Origin of the sequence: Phaeocystidibacter luteus, assembly GCF_008933115.1 — a bacterium.
Taxonomy (GTDB): domain Bacteria; phylum Bacteroidota; class Bacteroidia; order Flavobacteriales; family Schleiferiaceae; genus Phaeocystidibacter; species Phaeocystidibacter luteus.
The window spans coordinates 13,405-33,041 of record NZ_WBVO01000006.1; the positions used below are offsets into that span (position 1 = coordinate 13,405).

General features: G+C 45.1%; 20 protein-coding genes and 1 tRNA gene. 10 read left to right on the top strand and 11 right to left on the bottom strand.

Annotation, left to right across the window (positions count from 1 at the left end; genetic code table 11):
- Window positions 1-8: 8 nt before the first annotated feature.
- Both F8C67_RS08340 and msrB read left to right on the top strand, forming a co-directional pair.
- Complete coding sequence (locus F8C67_RS08340; protein ID WP_151667381.1) at window positions 9-2,219, top strand: SGNH/GDSL hydrolase family protein; 2,211 nt, start codon at window positions 9-11, stop codon at window positions 2,217-2,219.
- Window positions 2,220-2,265: 46 nt separating this feature from the next.
- Window positions 2,266-2,817, top strand: a complete 552-nt coding sequence (gene msrB, locus F8C67_RS08345; protein ID WP_407675836.1) for a peptide-methionine (R)-S-oxide reductase MsrB — start codon at window positions 2,266-2,268, stop codon at window positions 2,815-2,817.
- 39 nt (window positions 2,818-2,856) lie between these two features.
- Here the strand turns inward: msrB and F8C67_RS08350 are convergent, their stop codons facing one another.
- From F8C67_RS08350 to F8C67_RS08380, 7 genes are all read right to left on the bottom strand, one after another.
- Window positions 2,857-3,588, bottom strand: coding sequence for a hypothetical protein (locus tag F8C67_RS08350; RefSeq protein WP_151667382.1), 732 nt, complete (start codon window positions 3,586-3,588; stop codon window positions 2,857-2,859).
- A gap of 3 nt (window positions 3,589-3,591) precedes the next feature.
- Complete coding sequence (locus tag F8C67_RS08355; RefSeq protein ID WP_151667383.1) at window positions 3,592-4,074, bottom strand: hypothetical protein; 483 nt, start codon at window positions 4,072-4,074, stop codon at window positions 3,592-3,594.
- 66 nt (window positions 4,075-4,140) lie between these two features.
- The gene (locus F8C67_RS08360) at window positions 4,141-4,818 is read right to left on the bottom strand and encodes a diacylglycerol/polyprenol kinase family protein (protein ID WP_151667384.1); all 678 of its coding nucleotides are present in this window, start codon (window positions 4,816-4,818) and stop codon (window positions 4,141-4,143) included.
- Window positions 4,815-6,023 carry a hydroxymethylglutaryl-CoA reductase gene (locus F8C67_RS08365; protein WP_151667385.1) on the bottom strand — a complete coding sequence of 403 codons (1,209 nt, stop codon included), beginning with the start codon at window positions 6,021-6,023 and terminating at the stop codon, window positions 4,815-4,817. The genes F8C67_RS08360 and F8C67_RS08365 overlap by 4 nt, the downstream gene beginning before the upstream one ends.
- A gap of 11 nt (window positions 6,024-6,034) precedes the next feature.
- Window positions 6,035-6,754 carry a phosphatidate cytidylyltransferase gene (locus F8C67_RS08370; protein WP_151667386.1) on the bottom strand — a complete coding sequence of 240 codons (720 nt, stop codon included), beginning with the start codon at window positions 6,752-6,754 and terminating at the stop codon, window positions 6,035-6,037.
- A 1-nt stretch (window position 6,755) separates the two neighbouring features.
- Window positions 6,756-7,328 carry a CDP-alcohol phosphatidyltransferase family protein gene (locus tag F8C67_RS08375; RefSeq protein WP_151667387.1) on the bottom strand — a complete coding sequence of 191 codons (573 nt, stop codon included), beginning with the start codon at window positions 7,326-7,328 and terminating at the stop codon, window positions 6,756-6,758.
- Window positions 7,329-7,525: 197 nt separating this feature from the next.
- Entirely contained in the window at window positions 7,526-8,185 is a 660-nt protein-coding gene (locus F8C67_RS08380; RefSeq protein WP_151667388.1) for a hypothetical protein, read from the bottom strand.
- A 453-nt stretch (window positions 8,186-8,638) separates the two neighbouring features.
- On the opposite strand from F8C67_RS08380, the gene F8C67_RS08385 reads away from it, so the two are divergent.
- From F8C67_RS08385 to F8C67_RS08400, 4 genes are read left to right on the top strand one after another with little or no spacing between them, the layout of a single operon-like run.
- Window positions 8,639-9,808 carry a hypothetical protein gene (locus F8C67_RS08385; protein ID WP_151667389.1) on the top strand — a complete coding sequence of 390 codons (1,170 nt, stop codon included), beginning with the start codon at window positions 8,639-8,641 and terminating at the stop codon, window positions 9,806-9,808.
- Window positions 9,805-10,635, top strand: a complete 831-nt coding sequence (locus F8C67_RS08390) for a hypothetical protein (RefSeq protein WP_151667390.1) — start codon at window positions 9,805-9,807, stop codon at window positions 10,633-10,635. The genes F8C67_RS08385 and F8C67_RS08390 overlap by 4 nt, the downstream gene beginning before the upstream one ends.
- 15 nt (window positions 10,636-10,650) lie before the next feature.
- The gene (locus F8C67_RS08395) at window positions 10,651-12,444 is read left to right on the top strand and encodes a matrixin family metalloprotease (protein WP_151667391.1); all 1,794 of its coding nucleotides are present in this window, start codon (window positions 10,651-10,653) and stop codon (window positions 12,442-12,444) included.
- A 4-nt stretch (window positions 12,445-12,448) separates the two neighbouring features.
- A complete protein-coding gene (locus F8C67_RS08400) occupies window positions 12,449-13,174 on the top strand; it encodes a hypothetical protein (protein ID WP_151667392.1) in 726 nt (241 codons plus the stop codon).
- Window positions 13,175-13,250: 76 nt separating this feature from the next.
- Here F8C67_RS08400 and F8C67_RS14475 read toward each other — a convergent pair whose 3' ends face one another.
- The 4 genes from F8C67_RS14475 to F8C67_RS08415 all read right to left on the bottom strand — a co-directional run bounded on the left by F8C67_RS14475 (window position 13,251) and on the right by F8C67_RS08415 (window position 17,059).
- Entirely contained in the window at window positions 13,251-13,742 is a 492-nt protein-coding gene (locus F8C67_RS14475) for a phage integrase SAM-like domain-containing protein (protein ID WP_223277541.1), read from the bottom strand.
- A 762-nt stretch (window positions 13,743-14,504) separates the two neighbouring features.
- A tRNA-Val gene (locus tag F8C67_RS08405) sits at window positions 14,505-14,582 on the bottom strand.
- A gap of 197 nt (window positions 14,583-14,779) precedes the next feature.
- Window positions 14,780-15,016, bottom strand: coding sequence for a hypothetical protein (locus tag F8C67_RS08410; RefSeq protein WP_151667393.1), 237 nt, complete (start codon window positions 15,014-15,016; stop codon window positions 14,780-14,782).
- A gap of 60 nt (window positions 15,017-15,076) precedes the next feature.
- A complete protein-coding gene (locus F8C67_RS08415; protein WP_151667394.1) occupies window positions 15,077-17,059 on the bottom strand; it encodes an alpha-ketoacid dehydrogenase subunit alpha/beta in 1,983 nt (660 codons plus the stop codon).
- Window positions 17,060-17,224: 165 nt separating this feature from the next.
- Between F8C67_RS08415 and F8C67_RS08420 the strand changes: the two genes are divergently transcribed.
- The 4 genes from F8C67_RS08420 to F8C67_RS08435 all read left to right on the top strand — a co-directional run bounded on the left by F8C67_RS08420 (window position 17,225) and on the right by F8C67_RS08435 (window position 19,634).
- Window positions 17,225-18,175 carry an isopenicillin N synthase family dioxygenase gene (locus F8C67_RS08420; RefSeq protein ID WP_151667395.1) on the top strand — a complete coding sequence of 317 codons (951 nt, stop codon included), beginning with the start codon at window positions 17,225-17,227 and terminating at the stop codon, window positions 18,173-18,175.
- Window positions 18,175-18,858 (top strand): tRNA (guanosine(37)-N1)-methyltransferase TrmD, encoded by a 684-nt coding sequence (gene trmD, locus F8C67_RS08425; RefSeq protein ID WP_151667396.1) that lies wholly within the window; start codon window positions 18,175-18,177, stop codon window positions 18,856-18,858. The genes F8C67_RS08420 and trmD overlap by 1 nt, the downstream gene beginning before the upstream one ends.
- Before the next feature lie 146 nt (window positions 18,859-19,004).
- A complete protein-coding gene (rplS, locus tag F8C67_RS08430) occupies window positions 19,005-19,352 on the top strand; it encodes a 50S ribosomal protein L19 (RefSeq protein WP_151667397.1) in 348 nt (115 codons plus the stop codon).
- A 54-nt stretch (window positions 19,353-19,406) separates the two neighbouring features.
- Entirely contained in the window at window positions 19,407-19,634 is a 228-nt protein-coding gene (locus F8C67_RS08435; RefSeq protein WP_151667398.1) for a hypothetical protein, read from the top strand.
- The last annotated feature ends 3 nt before the right edge of the window (window positions 19,635-19,637 follow it).

The following is a 19,637-nucleotide window of genomic DNA, read 5'->3' on the forward strand; positions in this document are numbered from 1 at the left end:
TTGAGGGGATGAACGGTAGAATCATCCTATTCCTTCTCTTTTCGTTTGTGAGCCTGTTTTCAGCCGGACAGATTACAAGAAACGCGTGCACCGATCAACCGGTTCGCATTGTCATCCTCGGTTCCTCAACCGCAGCTGGTTCTGGCCCAAGTCACCCCGATAGCACGTGGGTGAACAAATACCGGAAAAACCTCAAGCTCATCAATCCTCAAAACGAGGTGATTAACCTTGCTGTGGGCGGTTATACGACGTATAGAATTATGCCCGACAATTTCGTTACCCCAGCGAACCGTCCGGCCGTAGATTCTACCCATAACATAACCGAAGCGCTCTCCTTAAATCCAGACGCGATTATCGTCAATTTGCCGAGTAATGACAGAAGTTGGCCCATGTCGGAACAGCTAGGCAACTTCGATTCACTCTATTCACATAGTCAGAATAACGGTGTGCCAATGTACATCTGTACCACACAACCTATTCAGGGCAATTGGGGCGTCTATCAGTCTTCCGTGAAAGATTCTATCCTCGCCATGTTTGGGCCGAACGCTATAGACTTCTTCACGCCGTTAGCCGATCCAAACGGCAATGTATATCCAAACTTTGCTGCAGACGCCGTCCACCTCAACGACTCTGGTCATGCCGTGCTATTTAATCAGGTGTGGAACAAGGATATACTCGTCGATATTGCTCCAACCTCGCCAGGTGTTGAGCTCGTGGCAATCGACCTTTTCGTTCAAGGTCAAGCATGCGCGGGAAATCAAACCAACTTTAGCGTGGCTTTTGCCAATTTGGGAGACGTTGATGCCACTCCAGTAGAAATCAAGATTGTTATTGATGGTATCGACTCCGTTCAGTCGCTCGTACCATTCTTGGTTACCTCCTGCTCTAAACCGGTGATTTGGTTTGGAGATTCGTTAGCGCCCGGCACACATAGATTTGACGTCACCTTGCTTTGTCCGCAAGACACCACACCCGCCAACAACACGATTACAGTCTACCGAACTTTCCATCAGCAACCTGAAAGCGGCATAGATTCAAAACAATATTTCTGTTTGGAGGATTCCGCACACCGGAACTCCACTCCACTCGTTGGCGATACGCTACTGTGGTTTGACTCAAGCTATAATCCAATCGCCCCTACTTCATTTCAATTTGAAGGAGACACAGCGTTCTTTGCATTGGCATCAACTGGGCCCTTCACAAATAAGGGTATACTAAACTGCTCTCCAAGCGACAACATCACCTTCAATGGCAACATGTTTAATCTGATTGCCGATAGCACAGTAACCCTTTCGGAATTGAGGTTCATCTCCGCATCTAGCGGCACGCTCTATCCGATTGTCGACATCTACAACGGAAATTATCGAGGGAATGAGAATACGGCCTCTGCGTGGACACGCCTCATAGCGGATACCGTCAATGTGGCCAATATTGGCGACTCCATCGTACTTCCGATTCATCATATGATTCAACGCGGAGACACCCTAGGTGTATATGTACATTTCGCGGTAAGCAATCAATCTTTAGCCTACCAGGCTGTGAACTCCCCTGTAACCTTTAAATCAGACGCTCTCACGTTCCAATCGGGAAGCGGTGTCGCGTATAACTTCGGGACCGTTTACGACAACAGGGCAATTGCCGCATCCATCGAATACGATTACGGGTTTAATCCGCAAGGCAAGTGTGCAGCGAATCTTCAGTATGTCCAATTCTTGAAAGACAGCCTATTCTTGGATTGGCCAGATGATACCACCGCGGGCTGGACAGGTAGAAGCTTTCAAGTAGATCCAGCGTATTCAAACATCACTTGGCGTCAACTTCCAACGGGAACAACTCTTTCTACATCAAGCTTTGTATGGATTGATAGCACCGTGAGCTACTCGGATTTTGACTTAGAGCTATCGTTGGAATCTCCAATGGGCTGTTTATACGTAGATACCATACGCGTGAAAATGCAGAATGATATCGGACTTTCTGAACACTCGAAGGGTTATGAGGTCTACCCAAATCCTACCAACGCCGATCTCAATTTGAGCGGCTTCGACTTGGGCTCCGAATTCCAATTGGTTGACCTCACTGGTCGAGTAGTAAAGCGAGGCAAAGTCACTTCTGCACTTCATCGCTTGTCCATGCGTGAACTTCTATCCGGAGTGTATGTTTTAACTGTAGAGACATCTGGATTGAAACACAATTTTCGCGTGGTTTTAACAGATGACTGAGAAAGGTCGGGTTAAATGGCTCGTCCAACCTCACAAACCCGAAAGCATGATACAGAAAAGCATTACAGCGGTTGCACTTGTTATGATAGCGATATCGTGCACCGCACAACAGGAGAGTCAGAACGACACGATTCCAGAAGTTACACCACAAACTACAGCCGAGAACATGGACTACAACGTACAGAAGAGTGATGCCGAATGGCGCGAACAGCTCACCGAAGAGCAGTATCGTGTCCTCCGTGAAGCCGGAACAGAAAGAGCGGGAACCGGGGAATACAATTTACACTTCGAAGAAGGAGTATATACATGCGCAGGATGTGGGACGGAGTTGTTCGACAGCGACAGCAAGTTCAACGCGCACTGCGGATGGCCTAGCTTTGACAAAGAAATTGAAGAAGGCAAGATCATTGAACGCCTCGACAAGAGCTACGGTATGATTCGAACGGAAATCGTCTGCGCGAACTGCGGAGGTCACCTTGGCCACGTTTTCGACGATGGACCCACCTCTACCGGATTGCGATACTGTGTCAACTCCGCGAGTTTAGGATTTGAAGCAGAAGACGACTCAGAAAGTGAAAGTGAATCTGAAGAGGAATAAAACTAGAGGGGGCCAAATGGCCTCCTTTTTTGTTTCGTGCTACAACGACTTTGTTGAATCGGCAACCTCAACGTTCATTGGAACATCCAAATACAGAGCACAATCGTATCGATCGGCGATAGAATCGTTTAGAATATTGAGATACTTATAGACCTGCTCTTCCAAACCTAGTTCGTTCAACACGAGATGCTGCACCTTCTCCTCAGATACAAGTCCGGAGATAATCGCATCACCCACATACACTCGCTCAAACTTGAACTCGCCGGAGTACGTCTCACCATTCCGTACAAATGGAATTACGCCATAATAGCTGACCTTACACTTATAGTAGAAGGACTTCCACAGCGGCCATCCATATCCACTTCCAAGCTTTATCACCGCCACGGCTGCGGCGCGTGATTCATTCTGCAGAGTGACTTTATACTTCACAGAATCCGATATCGAATCCATAAACTTGAATTGTTCAATAGTCTCCGCGTCTAGATAGATCTCAGTAGTTTCCTCACCCTGAGCGGTTACCGTCAGAGTGGGAATATGCTGGTACAACTCTACCCCGTCGAACTTAACATGAACAGAATCGCCAGACTTTAGGAAGGGCCCACTGTCTGAGTCGGCCTTAAGAGGTGAAATCACGTTCGACTTTCCCGCCCCGAACTCCTGCAGGCTGGAGATATCAACATCCGTATAAACGACCACGGTGTAGTACTTCCGGACGAAGTAACCCGACATGATAATTGCGATGATGATTGCGAGAGACTTGAAAAACTTCATACACTAAGGAATGGTGTCGCAATATGCGAAAATCCCTTCATCAATAATGAAACGATAGATGTGGATATAGTCATGGTCCTTAAACGTCCAATTGCTTCTGAAGAAAGGATAATAAGGACGTTGAGCGTGAGCTACACCCGCAGAATCATCACTCAAATGATACATGCCAATCGCCGTGTACTTGTAGGTTGAATCAATTAAAATGATGAGTGAATCCGTGGAGATCTCGGGCACAGGCTGAGACAGCGGGCCATGAGGTATACAAGACTGAGGTTGATGACAAGTGGTCGAGTCCAACGCCTCGAGTTTCATCGAAGAATGGCATGAAACGTTTTGGTCGCTGTAAACGAGAATTTGCACATCAACGTTGAGTCGATTTACATAATCGGTTCGATAGGTATATTCCGTGCAGCGCCCGTTACAATCGTCGCACTGATTACATGAAGCCGAGAAAACCAGTCCGAAAAGGAGAATCCATTTTACCATGAGGAGAGAATTGTGGCAAAGGTATTTTCGGTATGTAAACGGTTAGTTAACTGCTTTCACATTTACTCAAGTCATCATAAAAATCAACAACGCCCCCGTAACCGGTATACTGAGGTTATCAGATCCGTAGGCACTTGCAGCTTCAGCAACGGTTGTTGTTACCGCAATGGCTGCGCAAAGAATCAAGGGAGAATCTAACTCCTTCCACATACCCTCCAAAGAAAAACTAAGTGCAGCTATTGCGAATGCTGATATGAGAAACGCTATTGTGCCTCCGACGGACTTGCCGTCTCTGAAGATGCGGTATGGATTCCACCCCGTCTTCCGCCCAACTAGCGCCGCTAAAGGGTCACTTATCGCCAGAATAAGTACTGGAATGTAGAAGGCTGATAAAAACTGAAGCTCCTCGTACACACAAAATGTGATGTACACCCCAACAGGATAGAGAACGCTTCCAAAGGTCTTCCTATCTACATTGTTAATACCCTTCAAAAACTCATACTTAAAACTCAGTAGCAGGAGTACTAAAAAGGATGAACAAAGTATGAGCACATCCCAATGCGATTTGAGTACTAAGGGAAACAGGAGCACCAAAATTCCGGTACCTATATGACTGATCTTCCGTGTGATTTCTGGTCGGACCGAGAGCCTGCGGTACAAATACTCCGAGATGCCGAAAAGAGCTAGGAAGGCTCCAGACATCTCCGCGAGCAGCGATGTGTCTGATATTTGAACCGCACTCATTTTCTTCCAAGGTTTTTGTGTGCACTGGTAAAGTGTCCTTCTGCAATGGCCGCAGCGATGGAAATCTCGCCGGCCAACACGGTAGCTGCACAGATTTCAGCAAACTTCACAGCGTTTCCAGCTCCATAGCAGTCCATCATCTTTAGGCATTCTGCCTGCGTCGGAAGCGATGTCCCCCCTCCTACCGTACCTACAATAAGGTTAGGCAGTGTAACCGATACATAGAGGTTTCCCGAAGGACGAATTTCCATGCGGGTGACACCCATTCCAGCTTCGGCAATGCAGGCAACGTCTTGCCCCGTGGCCATGAACAGTGCTGTTAGGCCATTTGCATAGTGACCTTGCGCTCCGAGTGCTCCACTTTGGATGATATTAAGCGTAGAGTTCTTCCAGTACTCCACAATATTCTCAGGGTTTGATTTTAGAACGGAGGCAACTACCTCCGGCTTGAGCTCTACTTCGGCTATCACCTTCTTTCCTCTCACGTGGTTAAGCGCAGAAGCCGTCGCTTTCTTGTCTCCAGAAAAATTCCCTTCGATGTACCATTTCCTTGGTTGTACAGGCGTATTCTCCAAAATGTAGCGACAAACCGCGTCGGTACAGATGGTCACCATGTTTTGTCCCGACGCATCGCCCGTAGTGTATTCAAATATGAGCGTTACTTGGGAAGATTCAAGATGGACCTTCATGTCCTGCATTTCACCAAAGCGACTCATTTTCGAGGCTTCGGCTTTAAATGCTTCTTTTTGGGTGGTCGTCCATGCAATAAACACTCCTGCTTCTTCGAGGTTAGAAAAGGCGAAAGTTGGACTGCGTTGAACGCCTTCTTTCACGCACATAGAAGTAACACCGCCAGAAACGGAGCAAGCTTTCGCTCCTCGGTGGTAAGAAGCCACTAAGGCGCCTTCGGAGGTAGCTAATGGCACGTAGTACTCACCGTTGGCCTTGGTACCGTGTACTACAATTGGCCCCATGACTCCTGTTGGAACCATGGTCATTCCCACGTAATTTTCGATGTTTCCAACGAAGGAGTTTGAATCATCAATGGATTCAGCCCCTAGAAAAACCCCTCGATTGAGCTTGGTTAGTGAAGTGAGAAGCGCTCTTCTCTCCTCTACGGCTTCGATAGCGGTAGGGATGGTATTCGATGAAGTAGTCTGACTTCCGTTAGGAATGCCAGTATGTGTTTGATTTGAATTTCTCATGATATTCAAGATTAGAGAAGTTGAGAGAATAGGTACGAGAGCGACAATGCGAAGAAGACACTGTCGAAGCGATCATTCCAGCCTCCAGTTCCAGGAAGCCAATCGCCGAAATCTTTAATGTTCAGTTTGCGCTTAATCCATGAAGCTATGAAATCGCCAAGGAACGCGTAGAGAATGTAGGATGTAACGATCAGTACATGTCCCACTACACTGTTCTTAGGTGATGATTTTGAATAGAAAACAAGAAGCGAAACGAGCAAAGCCGAAAAGAAACCGCCTACGGTTCCGCCTACCGTCTTTCCAGGACTAACCTTTGGAATGAGCTTCTTTTTGCCGAACAATTGTCCGAATAGCTGCGAAAAGCTATCGAACACGATCACGGTCAGGATCACGTCTGCAATTGTTTCTTGAGGCATTTGGGCAGAAAGAACGAATCCTAAGATGATTTGCAGATAGAGCAGAATGCTCAGGATCTTTCCCACTTTCCAATTGGACCTCAATATCCGCGAAGCGAATTCAACCAGACCGATGCATCCGAGAACGGCATAAAGCAATAGTCTGTAATCTGGATGAAGGAAGAGGCTGAATACAAGTAGCGCAACGTATGAAACGAATACGCCGTATTTCTTCCAAGCATTAGCAGGCGTTACGGATGAGCGACGAATGGCAAACACATTCATGATCGCTCCAACACCTGCTAGTGCAGCGATGATGTAGAGATAGACTGACATATCACTTCTCTTTGAGCACCCAGTATAAGCCCTTGGCGTTGGACTTCATCTCTGGGATGACGATTTGTACGGTGATATGCTCCACAAAAGCGAAGTACGACCATATGAGCATGATATAGTACGCCCAATCGTAGAACTCGAAAGCGAATGTGATGAAGAAGAAAATGCCTTGGAGGTATCCTCCTATTTTGAAGGAGTACAGATGTAAACTAGGCATACGACCGAATTTCGCCAGTGCAAATCCGATGGTGGACAAGAACAAGCCTAGAAAAATCAAGAATGAAATCAAATGAGGCTCTAGGAAGGTCCACTTGAAGGCAAATAAACCCCAGATGGCTGCCGCGTAGGTGGTATAATCGGCAATGGAATCTAACCGAGCCCCTAATTCAGTTGCCATGTTAAACACTCTGGCGATGACACCGTCGAGGATATCGGTTATGAGATTGATGACGATGAGGATGGCGAAAAGCTGCTCATAGTCTTTGAGGATGGAAAATATCAGCATGGGAAAGGCTAGTAGCCTATAAGCTGATAACGCGTTGGGTATGGTAGCCCATTGGTTTCTTACGCTCATGGTCTATTGGTTTTGGTAGGGCCAATATATAAATAATATTAATTCACCAAACACCTGACTAACAGTAGTATAGGTTTCATTTTTGTTATGCATAGGCAGATTATGCGTTGAAATCTTGCTCAAAAGAGATCAACAAGAAACTAAAAAGCCCGCCTTTGAGGGGCGGGCTTGTGTTGATGAATAAGAAATCAGATCTTCTAAAACATCCAGGTGGTTACGAGACCGTACGAACCGTATTGATAGTATTCCGAAGATGCTCTGAATTGACCAAAGGCTCCAAGAGCACAATGCTCTGTAATTGAATAGGTGTATTCAAGAGAAATGGCGGAAGCCCAATCCAAAAATGACCAATAAACTGGTACAGCAACATCAAGAAAATCTCCTTGATCAGTTCGTATGGTTTCCTCGAACTGAATAAACGTTTGGTCATTATATCTTACCAAAAAATCTAAGGCAAGCCCTACACTATGTCTAGAAGACCTCAACGGGTAAAATGATATTCTTGGGCCAACACCAATGGCCATTTGCTTGGTGGGGGAAGAATCAAACTGTAGCATTCCATCATCCCAGATTGGATTAGTCGGATCATAGTAAGGACTTGTACCTCCTGAGGTTACCACAGTTTCCCTGCCGCTTTGAGTTACACCATTAGGCCTTACACCATAAATCCCTTCCACGTTGAATCCTAGGTAGAATCTAGACTCGGATATTTGAAATTCACCCGATGTAGAAAACTGTCCGGCCCACATATCACCTGCTTCAATCCAGGTTCGAGCGGGGCGGAAGGAGAATCGGGCTTGCTGAGAATAACAAGCAAGCGACAACATGCATACAAAAGTGGTTAGGTATGTCTTCATGAGAGCGATTATTAGAGATTACACGAGAGATCCAAGCATAAAAAACCTCGCATTCGCGAGGGTGATGAGGGATTCCGCTCGTGCCTCGCGGCATCCGGGGAGGGAACCTTCATTAAGAGAAAGCCTGCACTCCGCCATCCGGCGAAGTGCTACGGCTTTTTTTACGCCCCTGCACTTACAAGCAAGCTTGACGTGCGGGCATAAAAAAAGCCTCGCTTTCGCGAGGCTTCCTCTTGGTGGGTGATGAGGGATTCGAACCCCCGACCCTCTGCTTGTAAGGAAAACTTCTATATAGCTGTATATGAGCTATAATTCAATATTTTAACAAAAGTGTTTAACCAAAAAATCCACAACAATTTGAACAACATTTATATAATAGATAGTTCTTAACTTTGATTAAACAGAGTTCCACTGCAGTGGAAGTATCAATATCTCAATTAACCTCGTTTATCTATGAATTCTAAATCGACACTCTTCGGTCTATTAATACTAAACATTCTCAGTCTTCCTGTCTCTAGTCAAATTTACACTCCAACAGGAGGAATTGATGGCACAAGTTATTCGTCTGGAGTTGGTATTGGTGGTAACTCTCCTGCGGCAGCTTTGGATGTCTTTGCCTCTCCAAGTCTAGGTGCCTTCAGGATTGAAACCAGCTCCATCGTGGATATTGGATTTGACGGAACTAGTCAATCTTCTGGCAGCGAATATGCACTTGCTATTGATGAATTTTTAACTGACAACATTACTGGGGGCACATCAATTTCGCGGGTATTTCAAGTAAATCGAGACGGCTTAGCATTCTTTGGAAATCCATCATTATTTGCCAACCCGCTCAAAATCAACGTTGTAGGCGGATGGCAATCTCGAGTTTCGAACGGTCCATTATTTGGCCTATACTACACCACAGGAAGTACTTACCCGAGTTACATTCTCGATGATATTCACGGAAACATTCTATGGTCGTTTAACTCTCCGTTGGGGACCACGTCTCATATAATGAAATTAACGGCTTCGGCCCTTAGAGTTGGTGATGTAAACTCGTCAATTGGAATGTTCAGTGTTGTTAACCCTAACACAACCACCTTTGCGTCAAACACTGGAGTTTTCATTAAGGCTGGGGGCTCGTCCGTAGTATCAAATGCCTCTTTGACTGCCTTCGAAGTACAAAATTCTTCAGGGACTTCCATTTTTAAGCTTTCTGCCAATGGAACAATAGCCTTAGGAGGGACAAGTCGGATTACTGGCAACCCACATTATACCGGTGTGGTTTCTATTTCGGATAATCTCCACCTTGCTGGAACTGAATACCGTCTATATGTCCAAGATGGCATTAGAACAGAAAGTTTGAAAGTCGATTTAGTGAATAACTGGCCAGATTACGTTTTCAACTCGTCTCATGAGACTTGGAACATAGATTATCTTTCAAATTATATTCATCAAAATGGGCATCTTCCTTCTATTCCAGCTGCGGAAGAAGTGCAGAATAAAGGTTATGATGTGGTTGAAATGGATAAAGATATCGTGGAGACTGTTGAGCAACTGACACTTCTTCTATTAGAGGCTTACGATCGCATAGAACAACTCGAACAACAACTCGAAGTACAACTAAAACAAGAGCCATGAAGTATACCATTTGCGTATTAATAATCTGTTCTTCCTTTTCTATGTATTCCCAAGATACTTGGGTAGACCACAGCAACTTCATTGTACAGCAAAAAGAAAGCATTGCTTCGGATGATGAAATCCGGGCGATGGTAAGCTATTTGTATGAACGTGTGGATAGTTCTTGCTTGTGGAACGGAATATTGTACCCTGAAGGAATTACTAAATTCACTTCGTCATCTACAATTCGAGACACAGCGAGAGAGCTTGGTAAATTAATATGGTCGGGGCAAGCGTGCAATAAATCATATTCTACAATCCGGCGCGGAGTAATCGATTCAATAGCCCTTTATTATTTTCAATTGAAAGGAAAAGATGATCAAGACTTTTTCGGCCTAGCGGGAAGAGGTGCAAGTCTGTTTCTTTCAGCTGAAGCGGTCGTAATCGCCAAGCCCATAGAATGCAATAACTGGATAGGTCCCGGAAAAAGAATCTTTCGTTCAGAATGTAAATTAGTTGTCGGCGAGGTACTGCATCAGTCAGATTCAACCATTGTAGCTGGTGATACGCTTCTTGTCAAATCATATTCAGGACAGTCACAAGCGGAAAATGGCACATTGATTAACAACCATGTGCCTGATTCATTTATTGAAGTGGGTGTTGAAAAAGTGTTCTTACTCTCTTCAACAAACTATTTAGGAAGGGTACTCGTGCGTAAGTCCTATCGAAGAGAAAATGTTGATGAATTCGCAACCGGTGTTTACAAGGAGTATATACCTAGTCTTGATATTGACTCACCTGATCTAGTTGTCGATCTCAAGCGATTTTTTATTGATTACAGGCGTTAAAATTTCTATGGAATTATGAAAAAATCACTCCTTCTCTCCCTCTTGCTTTACTCTATGCTAGCATCAGGTCAATTTAATCCACCAATTCCAGAAGGATCTGTATTCATAGGAAGATGGGTCTTATGGTTAACGGGTGAGCCAGTTCCCCACCCAGTACTGAGTCCAGCGGCATTTGGAAACTCCGATGGTTTTTTAGACGAAGAATTTCATCTACCCTTGGAATATGATCCAAACATACAAGATTATGATTATTTGGATGATTTGAATAGGGCAGTGGATAATTGGAACCGAGAAACAAATATTGCGAATATAAAAGTCACAGGAGCTAGCCAGATTCCTGAGCCATGGGCTCTAACTAACATCCAGCCCGGTAATCTCATCGTTTCTGTGAATGAGGATTTGAATACCAACGTTCGATGTGATCAACTGCCCCTTCTTGGTAGAACTGAGTTTCAATCGATTAGTAGGGAATGCGACGATTCTTCATGGCCTGGAGTAGGCCCGGTATTAGTCAGTGCTATTGTATATGTTCATCCCGCAGCATGCTTCTTTGACCTTGTTCCTAGTAAAGGTCACTACAGCATGGAAGCTGTTTTGACTCATGAACTTGGCCATTTGTTTGGTCTTAACCACCACGGAACAAGCAGTTTAAGTAACGTCATGTATAGGTACTTAGAAGATTATACTCTAAGAGGTGATTTAGGAACACTTGACATAGAAGCGATTAACAGATTATATGGACATGACGGCAGACTTGGTGGAAATTTTGATGATGATTATTTCAATTCGATTCCTTGCGATGATTTCGATCCTGAAATTGTGGGAGACTTAACAGGTATTCCCACCGATGGAACATTTAACCCATATTCAAACCAACCAGGTGTTTCAGTACCTCCCTGCTCAAACTGCTTTAGAGACGAAGGAGAAGAGGGAGTGGATTGTGGAGGTAATTGTGCTCTTCCCTGCGAAGTCACCTGTACGGGAAATTCTGAGAACAAGAGATATTCAGGACAGAATCCAGCAATTTGGAATCAAACTATTGTTAACGACTGGATTACACTAGGCGACTTTGATGGTAACACCCCCTCAAATGTAGTTGTGAAGGAAGGTGCAATAAAAAATCTTCAAGCAGGCACCAAAATTGAAATATCTGAAGGGGTCCATATAGAGAAGGGAGCTGTAGTAGACTTCAATATAGACAATTGCAATTGTCCGGAGCTTTGTTCACCAATTTTGCCAAATGTGTTCACCCCTAATTGTGATGGGATTAACGATTTCTATTCTATCAGGGTCAATGGCTGGACTCATTTTTCGATAGAAGTTAAAGATTTATTTGGTCGCACATTGTACACTAGTTCTGGGGGGCTGGATGAAACGGGATTGCAGATGATCATGTGGAATGGGTTGGATAACGAAGGAGATCCACTTGCAGATTCGTACTACCTAGTCAACGTAACCCTTACTTGTGATTGTAATGGCCTCATAAGAGAACTTGAAACCGTGCTTGTGCATGTGATAAATAGCAGCACATGCATGGAAGGCACGCTTAAGAATGACATGTCTTCTCAGAATTCCAGGAATCTCGTCTACCCTACGAATCTTAGAGTAGGAGATAAGTTTGTAATTGAAGGGATAGCTTTGAACGGAGCTGAAGTAAGGCTTTTGTCCACTTCTGGAATAGCTCTCAATTCAAGCTATGAGCAGAATGGTTTTAAGGTTCCTCAAAACTCTGCGCCTGGGTTGTATGAAGTTGTTTTGGTTCGTTCAACGGGAAGAATTGAATCAATTGGGAGGATAATTATTCACTAACCGAATGAAAAACGTAGTTATCCTTTTTATTTTTTTCACACCTCAATTAAGTGCTCAAAACCACAGTTATTTTCAATTAAGTACTGGATATAAACAGTTTGAAGCGTTAATACTACCTACTGAGGAACAGCTTAATACCTTCTACTCTAACTCATCTGGTCAGACCAATGCATTAAGGCTCGGTACTCCGCACAACATAAGCTTTCTAATTGGACTACGAGAATTAGATTTTAGACGATCAAGATGGTCCTTTGCGAACCTTTCTCTAGGGTTTGTCCGATCCTGGATGTCACTTGATGGATATGCAGAGAATACTGATGCAACAAGGATAGCGCTGTTGAGACATACATCATCAGACGCTTTTTCTTTAGGCTATCAGATTCAACTAACTAACGAAACTAAGTATTCATCTCCTTTCCGATTCGTGATGAATTTAGGGGTTCTATCTTATTATAAATTTAACCATGTTATTGTATATGATGAAGTCGCCTATGTAGGTGATTACAATACAAAAGGTCGATCAAATTTGGAGGAGGCGGACTTACTATTAGTCGGGATTAATTGTGAGCCCGGGATGATTTACTTTTTTCCTCGTAATCGTTATAAACGTTACTTATCCATCTCCCTTCCATTGGGAATAACGTATGGTTGGAATTTTACGGGAAAATCTGGTCCGGTATTCGCTCCTTACTATGGATACATTGATATAGCCCTTGGTTTTCGTCTCTGAAGTAAGTGGGTCACCCAATGGTACTGATAGACCGTTATCCTTTCATCAGTTAGTCTTAACTCAATTTCTCATGGACCTAGACTTCTTTGGTCCGGTAGTAAATCAGTTCTTTATCCTCACAGACGAAAACTTGACTAATGATATTACTGCGTAAGGTGCGATTTGGACTGAAGCCTTCCCCATTTTGGGGAAGTTTACCAGACAGGTCCAATGTTTCTAGTTCCCGGATTTGATCTCTCGACAACGCTTGTTTCCTTGTTGCTTCTACTTTTGGGAACAACCCCTTTTTGAAAGGGTAGTCAACCTGGTTCATATACCCTTGATTGATTGCTTCATTTACCAAGGTTCGGATACTACATAGGTAGTTGTGCACAGTTGAATTAGCGGCCCCATCGGACTCCTTTAGGTTCCGAAAAGTCCGGAGGTTAGAATAGGTCACATCCTTAAACGAAAGATTATTTTTCCGGAGACATCTCTCCAGCTGAAGCAGGGCCGTATTGTAAACAGTCGCTGTAGTTTCCCTGCCGGCAGTTCTCATTCCTTGAATATGATGCCTTGAAACCCTCACTGAAGCTCGTTAAAGAAGGTCTGACACCGCAAACATATTCGGCAACCCCATCGATTCTAAAACCCTTCTCAATAGCTTCGTACGCTTTGAACTCAACTTCTTTAATCCGCTCGTTAATCTTGCTCGAGTCCGGATATGAAAATCTTACTAGTCCCACTCAATCCCCCCCCTGCAGAGCTGTACATATTGAGGGGAACATTCTTTGTTTTTCTGCGATGGGTAAACCTAACCTTGATCGGATAACTCTAAATATTTCTTTGGAATAGGTGAAAAGCAAGACCTTGACGGTCACTTCATGCATAGAGAGGGTTTATTAGTTGAACAACAAAATTGCATTCTGATACATTTTTATGCTATTTCTTGCGTGGACCTCTCCTGTGAATAAAATATCTCGAAAACGAAAAAACCCCGCATTCTCACTAGAATACGGGGTTTTCAAAGGTTGTGAGTGATGAGGGATTCCGCTTATGCCTCACGGCATCCAAGGAGGGGGATCCACTTCAAAGAAGCCCCTCGCTCCGCTCGGAATGTGCTTTTTTTATGCCTACTCATCGAAGCAGGCTTCAATCTCAGTCCAAATAAGTTCCGGTTGACGATGGATTCCGCTCGTGCCTCGCGGCATCCGGAGAGGGAACCTTCATTAAGAGAAAGCCTGCACTCCGCCATCCGGCGAAGTGCTACGGCTTTTTTTACGCCCCTGCACTTACAAGCAAGCTTGACGTGCGGGCATAAAAAAAGCCTCGCTTTCGCGAGGCTTCCTCTTGGTGGGTGATGAGGGATTCGAACCCCCGACCCTCTGCTTGTAAGGCAGATGCTCTGAACCAACTGAGCTAATCACCCTTTCTGTAGTGCTATCGTTGTTGCGATTGCGGGTGCAAATATAGACCACATCCGAGAACCTGCAAGAGGTGTAGGGCAAAAAAATGAAAATAATTTCTTCGCTTTCACTTAACATGCTGGAATCGTGAGATATCCTTTTCAAAAAAAAATCCCGCCTCAGTAACACTGGGCGGGATTCTTCATTTTGATCTCAACAATTACTTCTTGGATACTTTGTAACCAAGGCTCTTCAGATAATCGATGTGCTCATCAACTTCTGCCTGCTTCTGCTTGTCGATAATCTTGTCAATACTCTTCTTGAGGCCATTCAACTCATCTGTGCTGAATTTGCCCAAGAACTGTCCTGCAAATAGGGACTTCAACGTCTTATTCGTATTTTGATTCTCACGAATCTTGCCCACAATCTGCAAAGGAGTGATGTTGTCTCTTGCCATATCTCTCTTTTATAAATTTGTCTCTCGGCGTCTAAAGTAACACAAAAGAGTTAAATCTTTCTAATAGTCAAGAAGTTGTCGAATCTTAGCTTCCAATTTTGACCAAGGCAAGAAGCCTTCCTCTAGTTCTGGAGCAAACGGAACCGCAGTATCCATCGACGTTAACGTCATTACCGGCGCGTCCAAGTGATCGAATACTTCAGCCTGAATCTCATTCGAAATGTCGTGGATAAAGGAACCCGATTTCACATCTTCCGTCACCAACAAAACCTTACCGGTTTTCGATACACTTTCCAACACGGTTTCTTTATCCCACGGAACCAACGTTCTCAAGTCAATCAATTCAATATCAGCGAATTCCTCAACTTCAGACAAGAGCTTTTTGCACTTAACTACGCCCATTCCATAGGTGATAATCGTGGCTGTTTGCCCTGATCTAACAACGCTCGCCTTCCCGAACGGTAGCGTGTAATGTCCGACCGGAACTTCCATCTCCCCACTTCTGTAGATGCCTTTATGCTCAAAGAACATAACAGGGTTCGGGTCTTCAAATGCCTGAAGAAGCAATCCTTTCGCCTCCGCAGCATTACTTGGATACACCACCTTCAAGCCAGGGGTGTGCGTAAACCAGGCTTCGTTACTCTGACTGTGAAACGGTCCCGCCGCTACTCCAGCACCCGTAGGCATTCGAACAACAACATCCGCCTTCTGTCCCCAACGCCAATGAATCTTAGCGAGGTTATTTACGATCTGCGTGAATCCTTCGGTAACGAAGTCGGCGAACTGCATTTCAACCATAGACTTGTAGCCTTGAATTGAAAGTCCAAGTCCCGTACCCACAATCGCCGCTTCGCAAAGTGGAGTATTGCGAACGCGGTCACTGCCATGTTTCGTCATTAATCCATCAGTGGCCTTGAAAACGCCACCGTAATCCGCAATGTCCTGCCCCATCAACACCAAGTTCTGGTGCTTGTCCATCGCAAGGTCCAAAGCATCGTGAATGGCATCAATCATTCGCATAGGTTTCGTTTCGTCTGACGACGGCTTTACCTCTTCATTCTTGAAATCGGCATAAACATCGCCTAGCTCTACCTCTGCATCAAATACAATCTTCTCATACGAATCGGCCTTCTCGAGCATATCGGCAATGTGCTTTACTGCCGCCTTCTTGATTTCATCTGCCTCAGAAGCAGATAGAATCCCAGCTTCAATAAGTGTCTTCTCGTAGTTTTCTACTGGGTCTTTCTTCGACCATTCGTCGATCAAGCCATCGGGATAGTACTTCGTTCCCGAAGCTTCCTCATGTCCGCGGATTCTGAACGTTTTGCACTCCAACAAAACAGGACGTGGACGAGTGCGCATGCTCTCGGCAAGGGCCTTCGTGGTGCGGTAAACGCTTTCAATATCATTGCCATCCACCGTATAAGCTTCCATTCCGTAAGCCGGACCTTTTACTGTGAATGAATCAAAATTGAATTGTTCTCTAGACGGCGTGCTAAGGCCCCATTGGTTGTTTTCTACAACGAATAGTACGGGGAGTTGCCATACGGATGCTACGTTTAGCGCTTCGTGGAAATCCCCTTCCGATGCACCACCATCGCCGGTGTACACCATGCTGATCTTCTGCTCACCGCTCAACTTGTGTGCGAGGCTGAGACCGTCAGCTACGCCGAGTTGTGGGCCAAGGTGACTAATCATTCCAACGATTCTATGCTCGTTGGTACCGAAGTGGAATGAACGATCGCGTCCCTTGGTGAATCCTTCAGCCTTTCCTTGGAATTGCGCGAAGAGTCTGTCTAGCGGAACGTTGCGCGTTGTAAAGACACCGAGGTTTCTGTGCATCGTACAGATGTACTCGTCGTCTTGCATGGCCATAGAAGTGCCCACGGAAACGGCTTCCTGGCCATATCCTGAAAACCACTTAGAAATTCTACCCTGACGAAGGAGAATGAGCATCTTCTCTTCGATTTTACGCGGGGTAATGATGGCCTTATATAATTCAATTTGCTCTTCTCTGGTAAGAGCAGGTTGACCGTCTGTCATGTTTGTTTTGCCTTTTCTTCTTGTGTTTGCAAACGAAATCCAAATGTAATGAGGTCTCGTTCACATCTACACAAATGCGCGCAATAAATGTGAATATTTAATGGGAGGTTCGTTCTAAAATACCCAACTTGCAGTTCGTACCTTTGCCCCTTAACCCACACATCTATGGCACTAAGCAGTATTCCGACCGTTGACCTACAGGACTTTCGTTCTGGAGATTCAGTGCGCAAGAACAAGTTTATCAAAGCTCTTGGGCAGGCCTACGAAGAGATTGGATTTGTGACCGTTACAAATCACGGTTTGAGCGAGGCTCTCCGTGAGAATCTATACGAACAAGTAGAGTCGTTTTTCGCCCTCCCAGAGGACGTTAAAATGCAATATCATATTGATGGATTGGCTGGACAACGCGGCTACACTCCATTTGGAAAAGAGCATGCAAAGGGCCACAATGCTGGTGACCTCAAAGAGTTCTTCCAATTTGGACAAAGCGTGAAGAACAATCCAGCGTTGGCCGATTTATACCCTAAGAATGTAAGCGTAAGCGAGCTACCCCAGTTTAACCCTGCGGGAATGCAAGCCTACAAAACACTCGAACAAGCGGGAAGCGAATTGCTTCAAGCCATTGCTCTTTACTTAGGCTTGGAGGAGAATTACTTTGAAGACAAGATTGAGAACGGCAACTCCATACTAAGAGCTATTCACTATCCACCAATCACAGAAGAACCGAAAGATGCAGTTCGCGCGGCAGAGCACGAAGACATCAACCTCATCACCTTGTTGATGGGCGCATCGGCTGAAGGACTTGAAGTAAAGACCAAGGCAGGCGACTGGATTGGGGTGAATGTTTCTGAAGACGCCGTTGTAGTAAACGTTGGTGACATGCTTCAGCGCCTCACGAACAACGTACTTCGTTCTACAACCCACCGCGTGGTAAACCCACCAAAAGAGAAATGGGGAACCTCTCGTTTCAGCATTCCTTTCTTCTTGCACCCTATTTCAGAAATGGATCTGACATGCCTTGAGTCGTGCATCACATCGAAAAATGAGAAGCAATACAACGACATGACGGCTGGAGAATATCTTGACGAGAGACTTCGCGAAATCGGATTGAAGTAATGCGTATCGACATAATCACGGTTCTACCCGAGCTTCTCCGTAGTCCATTTGAGCACTCCATTCTCAAACGTGCGCAAGACAAAGGCCTGGTAGAAGTACATCTACACGACCTCCGCGAGTACGGTTTTGGTAAACACAAGCAGGTGGATGACTATCAATTCGGCGGTGGCGCTGGAATGGTCATGATGGCCGAGCCCATTTTCGCATGCGTGGAAGAACTGCAGGCGGAGAGGAAGTACGACGAGATTATCTACATGACACCGGACGGGCAGACCTTCAATCAACGTCACGCCAACTCGCTGTCTTTGGTGGAGAATATCATTATCCTCGCGGGACACTATAAAGGAGTGGATCAGCGCGTTCGCGATCACCTCATCACGCTTGAGTTGAGCATCGGTGATTTTGTACTAAGTGGAGGCGAACTTGCTGCCGCGGTAGTGAGCGATGCCGTTATCAGACTTCTTCCTGGAGTTCTAAATGATGAAACGTCGGCCTTGACAGATTCCTTCCAAGATAATCTGCTCGCACCGCCTGTTTACACGCGACCGGCAAAGTTTAGAGGATGGGAAGTGCCGGAGGTGCTTCGCAGTGGCGATTTCAAGAAAATTGAAGATTGGCGTCACGATCAAGCCGTGCAACGAACCAAGGATCGTCGTCCCGATTTGCTGGACGACAAAAAATGAGGCAGTTAGCCTCCCTTTTTAGAAAAATCATCGTAATATTGCAGCCCAATTCGGAGGCAGGTACCAAAGAATTGCTGACGTGGGGTTAACCTCTGGCAAGAGTTGTGAATGTTAACTCGCGATTGAACACATTAATAGTCAGAAAGATGGATCTGATTTCTTACGTAGAAGATAAGTTCATTGAACGCAAAGATCTTCCAGAATTTTCAGCAGGTGATACAATCACTGTGTATTACCAGATTAAAGAGGGCGAGAAGACTCGTACTCAGTTCTTCCGTGGGGTTGTTCTCCAGCGTCGTGGTACTGGTGTAACTGAAACGTTCACCATCCGCAAAATGTCAGGAAACATTGGTGTAGAGCGTATCTTCCCAATCAACCTTCCTGGAATCGAAAAGATTGAAATCAACAAGCGTGGTAAAGTACGTCGTTCACGTATTTTCTATCAGCGTGAGCGTACCGGTAAGGCCGCACGTATTAAGGAAAAGAGAATGTAGTATTTACATCCTCCTAATACTAGAGCCGCTACTTTGTAGCGGCTTTTTTAGTTTATGGCACATACTACTACACGCGGCTACCGCATCATCGATAAAAGACTCAACGGAAAGTTGGGCATCCTGTTAGCTTCCGTTAACGGACACCGATATATTGTGTCAATCCATTTCTATTTCTGGGGAATACAAATCTCCAAGAAGAACTACGAATTCGATACCGAAACCGAAGCCGCGTTCTTCTTTAAACGATCGCTTATCAAGCTCCTTGGCGAAGCTTCTCTGTAGTTT